Source organism: Ruegeria sp. AB6 (genome assembly GCF_056542685.1).
Map to the genome: position 1 here is coordinate 320,899 of NZ_JBQGAD010000002.1, position 12,374 is coordinate 333,272.

Below are 12,374 nucleotides of genomic sequence, written 5' to 3' on the forward strand. Positions count from 1 at the left end.
AGGACCAGACCGGCGCATCGTGATCAAACCAGCAGATTGAACTGATTGATCAGCGGTAGTGCGCGCGCACGCTCGCCCGTCAGGTCGAATAGGGCGTTGCCGAGCGCAGGCATTGAAGGGGGCGTTCCGGGCTCACCCACGCCGCCAAGGTGACGGTTGGTTTCCAGAATGCGCACCTCGGTCGCGGGCGCGTTGTGCATCCGCAGGGCGTCGTAGTCGGGGAAGTTGTATTGCTCGACCTCGCCCTCGGCAAAGGTGATCTCACCCATCACGGCTGCCGACAGACCATAGATCATGCCGCCGAACATTTGGGCCTCTACCGTGCCGGGGTCCAGCGCAAGGCCGACGTCACAGGCGATCCAGGCTTTGGCGATGCGGATGGTGCCGTCTTCGTCAACCACTTCGATCACCTGCGCGACTGGCGTGCCAAAGCTGTAAGTCATCGCGACACCACGCCCGACACCGTCGGGAGTTTTGCCGGTCCAACCCGACATCTCTTTGACCGCTTGTAGTACACCGGCCGAGGGGGCGTGCTCGTCATTCGCCAGTTCCAGCCTGAAATCCAGTGGGTCGCGACCGGCGGCGTGGGCCATTTCGTCCATGAATGTCTCGTGGAAAAACCCGTTATGGCTGTTGCCGACCGAGCGCCAGAACCCTACTGGCACGCTGAGATCCGCAATATGGCCACTGATGCGGTAATTGGGGACGGCGTAGGGCTGGTTGAACAGGCCTTCGACCAGCACCTTGTCGGGTCCGGCACCGGGCAGGCCGGTATAACGCTCAACCGCCTGCTGGGTGCAGGACTGCGCGGCGACCTTGCCGTCGATCAGAACGGCCTGACCGTCCTTGACCGCGCCGCGCATTCGGGCAATCGCGCCGGGACGGTAGTAGTCATGGCGCATGTCTTCTTCGCGGCTCCAAGTGGTCTGGACCGGGACGCCGGGCATGGCCATCGCAACCTTGGTCGCGATTTCAGCAAAGTCCAGCTCTCCGCGCCGGCCAAAGCCGCCGCCCAAATAGGAGGTGTGGATCTCGACCGCGTCCTTGTCCAGGTTGGCGGTGTTTGCTGCACGCGCCAGCAGTAGGGTGGGAGCTTGATTGCCACACCACAGATCCAGCTTGGTGCCGGTGAACAGCGCAGTGGCGTTCATCGGTTCCATCGTGGAATGCGCCAGGTAGGGCACCGTGTATTCGGCGCTGATTTCCGTCGCACCTTCAGGCAGGACATCCACATCGCCATCATCGCGCATTGTCGAGTTCGGAGCGTCGTCGAACGCCTCGGCGATCTTGGCGAACAAACCGTCAGTTTCAGGCGGATAGGGCGCGTCGCCCCAATCCACATCAATGGCCTCGACTGCTTGAATGGCCAACCAGGTGTTGTTGGCGATGACGGCGACACCATTGCCCAGATCGACCACCTGTTCTACACCGGGCATGGTTTTGGCGGCGCTGTCATCAAAGCCGTTCATCACGCCGCCCAGTTTCGGGTTCATCCGGACCGAGGCGAATTTCAAACCCTCAGGGCGCACGTCGATGCCGAACTCGGCGGTGCCGGTGGACTTGCCCAGCACATCAACGCGCGGCAGGTTTCGTCCTAGCAGACGCCAATCCGACGGGTCGCGCAGACCGACATTGGGTGGCTCAATCTGCCCGGCAGCTTCGGCCAGTTCCGTATACGGCAGGCGCGTGCCATCAGGCGCGATCACCGCACCACCTTCGGTCTTCAGCTGAGTGCGATCAACGCCCAACCGATCCGCCGCCGCCTGTTTCAGCGTTTCGCGCGCGGTGGCCCCGGCTTCGCGCATCCGCTCGAATCCGTCCTTCATCGAGGTCGATCCGCCCGTGACCTGCAGACTGAGGCTGCGGCCAATCACGCCCAAGGCCTCGCCCAGATTGTGCTGGAAATCGGAGATGTCATAGCCCTTGTTCGGCAGCCCTTCGCCCAGCAGAGCGTTGTTGTAATAGGCTGCTGCGGCCGGGCCGTGCAGAACGCGGATATCGTCCAGCTCCACATCCAGCTCTTCTGCGATCAAGGCGGCCCAAGTGGTCATCACGCCCTGTCCCATCTCGGCGCGCGGCGCGAACAGTGTCACACCTTGCTGGTCGATCAGGACAAAGGGGCTGAGCGCCGTTTCACCATCGCCGGGTTTCAGCGGGTTGGCGGCGGGGCGACTCACGTAATAGGCACCGAAGGCCACGCCGCCAACAATAGCGGCTGATCCGATCAGGAAGGTGCGGCGCAGGATTTTACCAACAGATGCCATGGCTTACGCCTCCTTCAGTTTGGATGCAGCGTCGTGGATCGCGGCCCGAATGCGGGGATAGGTACCGCAGCGGCACAAATTGCCCTGCATCGCGTTGTCGATATCCGCATCGGTGGGCGAGGGGTTCTCGGCCAGCAGCGCCGCGGCTTGCATGATCTGGCCCGACTGGCAAAAACCGCATTGAGCGACCTGATGATCCACCCAGGATTGCTGTATGGTGGCCATCGCTTCAGGCGTACCCAGGCCTTCGATTGTTGTGACGTCGCCCCAGACATCGGACAGGGCAACCTGGCAGGAGCGAACCGCCTCGCCGTCGATATGGACGGTGCATGCGCCACAGGCTGCCACGCCACATCCGTATTTGGTGCCGGTCATGCCCAATTCGTCGCGCAAAACCCACAAAAGGGGCACATCATCGGGCAGGTCCACCTGATGGGAAGTTCCGTTGATCGTCAGATTGGTCGCCATTGCGCTTCCTCTCGGCTTGTCGCTGCGTGGTTCTTCTGACATAAATAGGTGAAACTGTCAGATCGTCAACTGACAAAATGAGTTAAAAATGTCAGAAGCTGAATTGAAAGATATTGTTGCCGGAGAAAAGAGCCAGTCCATTCTGGAATCGGCCCTTCAGGCGTTTTCGGCCTATGGGTTCCGAAAAACCTCGATGGATGACATTGCCAAGGGTGCGGGAATGTCCCGCCCTGCCGTGTACCAGTATTTCCCGAACAAAGAGACGATTCTGCGCAAGCTGACCCAGCGGTATTATGACCGCAAGATTGCCGCCGTCGCCGAGGCTTTGACAGCCGGGGGGGCAGTGCAACAGATCATCAGCGGCGCGATCGAGGCGCAGACCGATGGGATGGCTGAAATATTGGCGACACCGCACGGACTGGAGTTGCTGGATGTCAGCGTCTCGACCGCTGCCGATCTGGTGACCGAGGGCGAGGCGCAGCTTGTCGCGCTTTACGCGAATTGGCTCGGGCTAGAGGCGGCAAACGGGCGTGTGCATTTGTTCGATGAGCCGTCGGAAACGGCCAAAATGATCACGTCGGCCTTGCGTGGGATCAAGGTTTCGGCCGCGGATTCGCAGGAATTCACCCGTTCCAACGCCAATCTGGCAACCCTTCTTGGCGCCGCGCTTGCGATCACGTAACGCGCTGGCGTTGCTTGTATTCCGGGGTATCCCACAGACGGTTGGTCATGATGTCGGCCAGAATTTCCACGGCACGCGCGACATCCTGTTCGTCGATGTAAAGCGGCGTGAAGCCAAATCGCATGATGTCAGGCGCGCGGAAATCACCGATCACGCCACGGGCAATCAGTGCCTGCATAGCCGCATAGCCTTCGGTGAACCGGAACGAGACCTGGCTACCGCGTTGGTTCGGGTCACGTGGGCTGGCCAGCACCAGTTCGGGGCAGGTGGCCTCGACCCGCGCAATGAACAATTCCGTCAGCTCCACCGATTTTGCGCGTACATCGGCCATGTCCGCCATGTCCCAGATGTCCATCGCTGCCGACAGCGCCGTCATCTGGATGATCGGAGGGGTGCCGACCCGCATCCGCTCGATCCCACCGCCGGGGCGGTAATCCAGATCAAAGGCAAAGGGTGCTTCATGACCGAGCCAGCCCGACAGGGCTGGGCGCACTCGGTCGGCCAGCTGCGGGGCGACATAGATAAAGGCGGGCGCTCCGGGGCCGCCATTGAGATATTTATAGGTGCAGCCTACCGCGAAATCGGCGTTGCAGCCCGACAGGTCTACGGGAATTGCCCCGGCGGAATGCGCCAGATCCCAAACCGTGATCGTGCCGTTGGCATGAGCCAGTTCGGTCAGCGCCTTCATGTCATGCATCCGCCCCGAGCGGTAGTCGACCTCGGTCAGCATCAAGACGGCGACGTCTTCGGTGATGTTGTCGGCCACGTCCTCGGGTGCCACGGCGCGCAATTCATAGTCCGGTCCTAACGAGCGTAGAAGACCATCCACCATATATAGATCCGATGGGAAATTGCCGCTATCGGACAGAACCACCTTGCGGTCCGGGCGCAGTTCCAACGCTGAAGCCACGGCTTGGTACACTTTGATGGACAGCGTGTCGCCTGTTACCACCGCGCCGGGTTCTGCGCCGATCAACCGTCCGATACGATCCCCAAGCGCCACGGGCAGCCCCATCCATCCAGCCTTGTTCCAGCCTGTGATCAGCATCTGACCCCATTCCTTGACCAGCATGTCGTTCACCCGGTCACCAGCGGCGCGCGGCAGCGGTCCCAGAGAGTTGCCGTCCAGATAGACAACGCCCTTGGGCAGATCGAACATGGCTTTGGTCGCTTTGAAATCGGTCATGGATGCTCCGGGCTGATGAAAATTCCGTTTCCTGAAGATGGCTAGCGGATGCGCACAGTGCTGTCCATCGGAAGAGGTTGTGAGTCGGGCGGCGTATTACACTGCTGCGACTATCTGGTATTTTGATATTCAGGTCAGAAAGCGATAGACCGTCGGTCGAAAACGACACTCTGGACCTGAGTGACAGCTGGAAAGACGCCGCGAATGCAGAAAATTGATATCCCTCCGATCTGGTTGCTAGCAGCTGCCGGTCTAGCGTGGCTGCAAGCGCAGTTCTTGCCCATGGGATTGTCCTTCAGCGGTTGGTTTACCGATCTTCTCAGTGGCCTTCTGATTGGCGGGGGTGTTATTCTGGCAGTGCTGGCTGTTGTCGAGTTTCGACGGCATAAAACAACGGTTCTTCCGCATCAGGTGCCGACCCAAATGGTGCAGACTGGCATTTTCAAGCGCAGTCGGAACCCAATCTATCTGGGGGATGTTTTGATCCTGACAGGATTGGTCCTGCGGTTCGATGCGGTGCTGTCCCTGGTGCTGATCCCGATTTTCACGTGGCTGTTGGAGCGCCGCTTTATCGTACCGGAAGAAGACCGGTTACGCCGAAAATTTCGTGCGGAATTCGCCCGTTACGAACAGCAGACCCGCCGCTGGGTCTGAGGATCGACGCGTTGTGACACAGCGTAAATTATGCTGCGCTTGCGAAATAATATTGCGCAGGATAGATCAATGTTTGATGAACCATACCGACCACCCGCTCGGGTCTGAGTGAAAATTAGGGGGATACAGCCGGTGAAGATAGGTACACCAAAGGAAATACTGGACGGTGAAAACCGGGTCGCCATGACTCCGGATTCTGCCGTGCAGTTGCAGAAACTGGGCTATGACTGCGCGATTGAGACCGGGGCGGGTGCCGCTGCCGGGTTCTCGGACGCGGTCTATGAGGCCGCAGGCGTTGAGATCGTCAAGACCGCAGCTGCGTTGTGGAAAGGGGTCGATATCGTCGCTAAGGTCCGCCAGCCCACTGAGACCGAGCTGAAGCGCCTTACCAAAGGCAAAACGCTGATCTCGTTCTTCAACCCTGCGGGCAACGAAGACGGGATGGAGCTGGCCAAATCCAAAGGCGCGAACGTGATCGCCATGGAAATGGTGCCGCGTATTTCCCGCGCGCAAAAGATGGACGCGCTGTCCTCGATGGCGAACATCGCTGGCTACCGTGCCGTGATTGAGGCGGGTAACAACTTCGGTCGTTTCTTCACCGGTCAGGTGACGGCTGCGGGTAAAGTACCTCCTGCGAAAGTTCTGATCGTGGGGGCCGGTGTGGCCGGTCTGGCCGCGATCGGGACGTCCACGTCGCTGGGCGCGATCACCTATGCCTTCGACGTGCGCCCCGAAGTGGCCGAGCAGGTCGAGTCGATGGGTGCAGAATTCGTCTATCTGGACTTTGAAGAGCAGCAGCAGGATGGCGCGGCCACTGGCGGGTATGCGTCGGTTCAGTCCGAAGAATTCCGCAACGCGCAGTTGGCCAAGTTCCGTGAACTTGCCCCCGAGATGGACATCGTGATCACCACCGCGCTGATCCCGAACCGCGAGGCTCCTGAGCTTTGGACCAAGGATATGGTCGAAAGCATGAAACCGGGCTCGGTCATCGTCGATCTCGCGGCGGAAAAGGGTGGTAACTGCAAGCTGACTGTCGCGGATGAGAAGATCGTGACCGACAATGGCGTGACCATCATCGGCTATACCGACTTCCCCAGCCGGATGGCGGCGCAGTCCTCGTCTCTGTACGCCACCAACATCCGTCACATGATGGCTGACCTGACGCCTGAAAAGGACGGTCAAATCAACCACGACATGGAAGATGACGTGATCCGCGGCTCGACCGTGACCTTTGAGGGTGAGATCACCTTCCCGCCGCCGCCGCCGAAAGTGCAGGCCATCGCAGCGCAGAAGAAGCCCGAGGTCAAGGAACTGACCCCGGAAGAGAAAAAGGCGCAGGAGATTGCGGCATTCAAGGCGCAGACCAAGCAGCAGTTCACCCTGCTGGGTGTGGGCGGCGCGCTAATGCTGTTGGTGGGTCTGGTCGCTCCGGCCAGCTTCATGCAGCACTTCATCGTGTTCGTGCTGGCCGTGTTCGTGGGCTTCCAGGTGATCTGGGGCGTGGCGCATAGCCTACACACCCCGCTGATGGCGATCACCAACGCGATCTCGTCGATCATCATTGTTGGGGCGCTTATGCAGATCGGATCGGGCTCGTTCCTGGTGATCCTGCTGGCGGCGCTGTCGGTCTTTATGGCCGGGATCAACATCTTCGGCGGCTTTCTTGTCACCCGGCGCATGCTCGCCATGTTCCAGAAATCTTAAGGAGGCCGGGTAGATGATTGGCTTCACTACTGCCGCTTATGTTGTTGCGGCTGTTCTGTTCATCCTGTCTCTGGGCGGGTTGTCGAACCAGGAAAGCGCCAAGCGCGCCGTCTGGTATGGCATTGTTGGTATGGCGCTGGCGGTGTTCGCCACGCTTGTGGGTCCCGGTTCGGGCCTGTGGCTGCTGTCGCTGCTGCTGATTGCAGGCGGCGGTCTGATTGGCTCTTACGTCGCCAAGCGCGTGCAGATGACCGAGATGCCGCAGCTTGTGGCCGCGATGCACAGCCTCGTGGGTCTGGCGGCTGTGTTTGTGGGCTTCAACGCGCATTTTGAGATCGGCAACGTCGCGCAGGTCATGGCGATTGCGGATGCGGCGAACCAAGCGGACCTGTCGGATCTGGGCGCCTTTGCCAAGCTGATCGCCAAGAAGACAGCTGCGGAACTGACCATCCTGCATGTGGAACTGTTCCTGGGCATCTTCATCGGTGCGATCACCTTTACCGGTTCTGTCGTGGCATATGGCAAGCTGGCGGGCAAAGTGACTTCGGCCGCTACCAAGCTGCCCGGCGGTCATGCGCTGAACGCGGCTGCGGCAGGTCTCTCGCTGATCTGCCTGATCTGGTACACCGCCTCGGGTGGGTTTTTCCCGCTGTTCCTGATGACGCTGGCCGCGCTGTTCATCGGTTATCACCTGATCATGGGCATCGGTGGGGCCGACATGCCAGTGGTTGTGTCGATGCTGAACTCGTATTCGGGTTGGGCCGCAGCGGCCATTGGCTTCAGCCTCGGCAACGACCTGCTGATCGTGGTTGGTGCGCTGGTTGGCTCGTCCGGTGCGATCCTCTCCTACATCATGTGTAAGGCGATGAACCGTCACTTTGTCAGCGTGATCCTGGGCGGCTTTGGCGGCACCTCGGGCCCGCAGATGGAAGTTGAGGGCGAGCAGGTGGCCATCGACGCCGATGGCGTTGCCGCAGCTCTGAACGACGCTGACAGCGTGATCATCATTCCTGGCTACGGTATGGCGGTTGCGCAGGCACAGCAGTCTGTTTCCGAACTGGTCCGCAAGCTGCGCGCCAAGGGCAAAGAGGTGCGCTTCGCGATCCACCCCGTTGCCGGCCGTCTGCCGGGTCATATGAACGTGCTGCTGGCTGAAGCCAAAGTGCCGTATGACATCGTGCTGGAGATGGACGAGATCAACGATGACTTCCCGGAAACGGATGTGGTCATCGTGATCGGGTCGAACGACATCGTGAACCCTGCGGCGCAGGAAGATCCCAACAGCCCAATCGCCGGGATGCCGGTTCTGGAATGCTGGAAGGCCAAGCAGGTGTTTGTGTCCAAGCGTGGTCAGGGCACCGGCTATTCGGGTATCGAAAACCCGCTTTTCTTCAAAGAGAACACCCGCATGTTCTATGGCGACGCCAAGCAGTCGCTGGACAAGCTGCTGCCGATGATCGACTGAGCATCCGGTTAAGAGAAATTGCAAAGGGCGCCTGCCGGCGCCCTTTTCTTTTTTTGATGTTGGGGGGCTTTGCCCCCAAAGCCCCCCAGGATATTTTTTGGCCAGATGAAGCATGCGGGATTTGCTTTTTTGGTGTTTGAGGCTGCTAGGTTTCAGGTTGGCAGTTATTTCAACAAGATAGCAGGAATGTATGCGAAGGTATTCTTGTAACTATAAGAAATAAAAAGAGAATTGATGAGAGGCCTGAACATCGTATAGTGCGACGGTGACTTCGGAGCCCGTTATGACCCCCATAGATGATCATCCTTTGCGCTATGCTCTGGCCAATGAATTGCATGCGCGCCCTTTTCCGGTGGCGTCCTCTCCTTGCACGGTAGTGTTTCTGGCGATCAAAAAATCCGAAGCAGCGGTGGCGCGGGATCGGGATGAAGATATCGCGCATCTGATCAATCTGCTGGACCGCCATGGCGCACAGCATCCGCAGCCTGACGCCACGCATTATGCCGGACAGATCGGGCGCCATTGGTTGAAATGGGAGCAACATACGGAATTTGTCACTTACACAGCGATTACGCAAAATGTCAGTGATCGTGCCTTCAATCCAGCCGATTTCGAGGTGTTCCCCCCCGATTGGTTGATGGCCAGCCCCGGTCAGCGTGTGACCTCGGCCATGATCCGTGTGGTGCCTCGGGAAGGAGATGATGTGGTGCAGTCTGCGCTGGTGGATTGGTTTGAACCTGAAAGCTTGGCTGTGGCGCGGGTGCTGGACGATTCGGCCATATGCGCCAGTGACTTTCGCATCGACCCGGCTGGACACATGCGCTTTGCGCTGTTTGTCGACGAACAGACAGGGCGGCGCAGGACCGGGCGGATTATTCAACGCCTGTGCGAGATCGAAACCTACAAGGCCATGTCCATGTTAGGCTTTGCAAGGGTGAAGCAGCTGACGCCACGGATCAGTGAGTTGGACGCACAGCTGACCCGGTTGATGGGGCAGATGACTGACAATTCGGCGCACCCCGATGAGCTATTGCCAGATTTGTTGTCGACTTCGATCGAACTGGAGACACTGTCTGCCCGCTGTTCGTTCCGCTTCGGGGCCACGGGGGCATATGAAGCGATTGTCAATCAGCGGATCGAAGTGTTGCGCGAAGAACGGTTCGCGGGGCGGCAGAGTTTTGCGGACTTCATGATGCGCCGCTATGATCCGGCCATTCGGACTGTGAAATCCACCGAACGTCGGTTGCAAGCCTTGTCCGACCGGGCGATCCGCGCCGGAGAGTTGCTGCGAACGCGGGTGGATGTGGAGCGCAGCGCACAAAACCAGGCGTTGCTGGAGAGTATGGATCGCCGGTCCGATCTGGCGCTGCGGTTGCAGCATACGGTCGAAGGGCTGTCGGTGGTTGCGATCAGTTATTATGCAGTCTCGCTAGCCAGTTATTTGCTGTACCCCTTGACCAAGGCTGGGATCAGCAAAGGTATGCTGACCGCTATTGTTACGCTGCCGGTCGTGTTTTTGGTCTGGTACGGGATTCGTCAGATACGCAAGCGGTTGGAATAATCCGCATTTGCTAATCCCGGGAGCGTCTATAGAACGGAAACAGGCAGGGACGTGCGAAGGATTAGAGCGTGATCGGAATATTGGCCGCATGGCGGGCCGTGGCGGCCATGTTCATCTTGAATGGTGCGCTTTTCGGTATCTGGGCCTCGCGCATTCCGGCGGTCCGCGACCGGCTGGATTTGACGCATGAGGCCTTGGGATATGGTCTGCTGTTTATGGCGGCAGGTGCGGTGTGTTCTTTTCCGGTCACGGGGCGTTTGACCGACAGGTTTGGTGCTGTTGCGATTACGCGGGTCATTGCCGTCCTCTATACGTTTTCCCTGATCCTGCTGGCCTTTGCGGGCGGGTTCTGGGCGCTGGCGGCGTTTCTGTTTGTATTCGGGGCCTTTCATGGCTCGATGGATGTGGCGATGAACGCCTGGGCGGCCGAGGTCGAGCAGGCCTATGACAAGCCAGTTATGTCCTCGTTTCACGCGATGTGGAGCCTTGGGGCAGGGCTGGGCGCGCTCAGCGGGTATGGCGCCGTGCAGTTGGGTTTGTCTGTCTTACAGCACTTCTTGCTGGCGGGCGGTGTTGTGGTCGCGCTGGCGTTGGCTTTTTCCTGGGTGCGATGGTCGTCGCGGCGGGTTGAGACGTCAGGTGGAGCGGTTTTCGCGTTGCCATCGGGGGCCTTGGTACTGGTGGGGTTCATCGCACTGTGCGGCGCTTTGGGCGAGGGCGCGGTCGCAGATTGGAGCGCGATTTTCCTGCGTGATGTCACCGGAGCAGCAGAAAGCGTCGCTGCGTTGGGATATGCGGTGTTCTCCGTTACGATGGTGGCGTTCCGGCTGGCAGGCGGGTTTGTCATCGCTCGGTTTGGCGCGGTGCCTACGGCACGGTTCGGTGGGGTTTGTGCGGCTTTGGGCGTGATCGGGGTTGTTGCGGCCAACGCGCCGGGACCAGCGCTGGCTGGGTTTGCGTTGATGGGTGTCGGCTATGCGGTGATTATGCCGCTTGCGTTCAGCCGGGCTGCCAATGATGCGACGATCCCGCCGGGGCAGGCCATCGCCAGCGTGGCGACGCTGGGCTATGGCGGGTTGTTGATCGGGCCTCCGCTTATTGGGTTTTTGGCCGAAATGCTTACATTGCGTTTGGCGTTCATGGCGCTGTTGCCGCTGGCCGTATTCATTGTGCTGCTATCTGGTGCATTGAAGACCGACAGATAGATTTGGGAGAGAGACATGCCGATCAAGAACCGCTTTGCGGAGTTGCAGGCTGAAATTACGGAATGGCGGCGTGACATTCACGAACATCCTGAAATTCTGTTTGAAACGCACCGGACCAGCGCTCTGGTCGCGGAAAAGTTGAAGGCGTTTGGGTGTGATGAGGTGGTCACGGGCATTGGCCGAACCGGAGTTGTTGGGGTGATCAAAGGTAAGGCTGACACCAGCGGCAAGGTCATCGGGTTGCGGGCGGATATGGATGCGCTGCCGATCCTTGAGGCGACAGAGCTGGACTATGCCTCGAAAACTGAAGGGGCGATGCATGCGTGTGGCCATGACGGGCATACGGCAATGTTGCTGGGGGCGGCTAAATACCTGTCCGAGACGCGGAACTTCGATGGCACTGTTGTGGTGATCTTTCAACCGGCCGAAGAAGGCGGTGGCGGCGGCCGCGAGATGTGTGAAGACGGGATGATGGACCGATGGGGTATTCAAGAGGTCTATGGAATGCACAACTGGCCGGGTCATCCCGTTGGCAGTTTCGCCATCCGGCCCGGTGCGTTTTTCGCGGCCACCGATCAGTTTGATATCGTGTTTGAAGGCAAGGGCGGTCACGCGGCCAAGCCACATGAGACGGTGGACACGACAGTGATGGCCGCACAGGCTGTGTTGGCCTTGCAGACCATCGCCGCGCGGAATGCAGACCCGGTGGATCAGGTGGTGGTGTCAGTCACTTCGTTCGAGACCTCTTCCACAGCGTTCAACGTAATCCCTCAGACGGTCAAGATGCGCGGCACTGTGCGGACTATGAGCACCGCCATGCGCGACTTGGCCGAGAAGCGGATTGGCGAAATCTGCAACGGTGTTGCTGCGACCTTTGGCGGGCGCGTCGATGTCACCTATTACCGGGGCTATCCTGTGATGGTGAACAGCGAGGCGCAAACCGAGTTTGCAGCTGATGTGGCGCGGTCGGTGTCCGGTGCATGCGAAGAGGCACCTTTGGTCATGGGGGGTGAAGATTTTGCGTTTATGCTGGAGGAGCGGCCGGGCGCGTATATTTTGGTGGGCAACGGCGACACGGCAGCGGTGCATCACCCAGAGTATAATTTCAACGATGAAGCGATACCGGCCGGGTGTAGCTGGTGGGCTGAGATTGTTGAACAGAGGATGCCGGCGGCTTGAACGTGC

Annotated in this window: 10 protein-coding genes; 7 read left to right on the forward strand and 3 right to left on the reverse strand. The window is 59.4% G+C overall.

The window, feature by feature from the left end; translation table 11 throughout:
- Positions 1–23 precede the first annotated feature (23 nt).
- Together ACR0DB_RS05720 and ACR0DB_RS05725 are read right to left on the reverse strand one after the other, a co-directional pair.
- The gene (locus tag ACR0DB_RS05720; RefSeq protein ID WP_480549457.1) at positions 24–2,264 is read right to left on the reverse strand and encodes a xanthine dehydrogenase family protein molybdopterin-binding subunit; all 2,241 of its coding nucleotides are present in this window, start codon (positions 2,262–2,264) and stop codon (positions 24–26) included.
- 3 nt (positions 2,265–2,267) lie between these two features.
- Entirely contained in the window at positions 2,268–2,732 is a 465-nt protein-coding gene (locus tag ACR0DB_RS05725) for a (2Fe-2S)-binding protein (protein WP_480549458.1), read from the reverse strand.
- A gap of 88 nt (positions 2,733–2,820) precedes the next feature.
- On the opposite strand from ACR0DB_RS05725, the gene ACR0DB_RS05730 reads away from it, so the two are divergent.
- Positions 2,821–3,414 carry a TetR/AcrR family transcriptional regulator gene (locus tag ACR0DB_RS05730; protein WP_170788349.1) on the forward strand — a complete coding sequence of 198 codons (594 nt, stop codon included), beginning with the start codon at positions 2,821–2,823 and terminating at the stop codon, positions 3,412–3,414.
- Here the strand turns inward: ACR0DB_RS05730 and kynU are convergent.
- Positions 3,407–4,600 (reverse strand): kynureninase, encoded by a 1,194-nt coding sequence (gene kynU, locus ACR0DB_RS05735; protein WP_480549459.1) that lies wholly within the window; start codon positions 4,598–4,600, stop codon positions 3,407–3,409. The two genes, ACR0DB_RS05730 and kynU, sit on opposite strands and share 8 nt — an antisense overlap.
- A 204-nt stretch (positions 4,601–4,804) precedes the next feature.
- On the opposite strand from kynU, the gene ACR0DB_RS05740 reads away from it, so the two are divergent.
- From ACR0DB_RS05740 to ACR0DB_RS05765, 6 genes are all read left to right on the forward strand, one after another.
- Positions 4,805–5,254: a methyltransferase family protein gene (locus ACR0DB_RS05740; RefSeq protein ID WP_170784172.1), complete on the forward strand. Its 450-nt coding sequence runs from the start codon at positions 4,805–4,807 to the stop codon at positions 5,252–5,254.
- Between the two features lie 132 nt (positions 5,255–5,386).
- Positions 5,387–6,958: a Re/Si-specific NAD(P)(+) transhydrogenase subunit alpha gene (locus ACR0DB_RS05745; protein WP_170769245.1), complete on the forward strand. Its 1,572-nt coding sequence runs from the start codon at positions 5,387–5,389 to the stop codon at positions 6,956–6,958.
- A gap of 13 nt (positions 6,959–6,971) precedes the next feature.
- Entirely contained in the window at positions 6,972–8,423 is a 1,452-nt protein-coding gene (locus ACR0DB_RS05750) for an NAD(P)(+) transhydrogenase (Re/Si-specific) subunit beta (RefSeq protein ID WP_480549461.1), read from the forward strand.
- 283 nt (positions 8,424–8,706) lie between these two features.
- On the forward strand, positions 8,707–9,984 hold the full coding sequence (locus ACR0DB_RS05755) for a DUF3422 family protein (RefSeq protein WP_170784174.1): 1,278 nt from the start codon (positions 8,707–8,709) through the stop codon (positions 9,982–9,984).
- A gap of 68 nt (positions 9,985–10,052) precedes the next feature.
- Positions 10,053–11,189: an MFS transporter gene (locus ACR0DB_RS05760; protein ID WP_331252254.1), complete on the forward strand. Its 1,137-nt coding sequence runs from the start codon at positions 10,053–10,055 to the stop codon at positions 11,187–11,189.
- Between the two features lie 15 nt (positions 11,190–11,204).
- Positions 11,205–12,368, forward strand: coding sequence for a M20 aminoacylase family protein (locus ACR0DB_RS05765; RefSeq protein ID WP_480549463.1), 1,164 nt, complete (start codon positions 11,205–11,207; stop codon positions 12,366–12,368).
- Positions 12,369–12,374 lie beyond the last annotated feature (6 nt).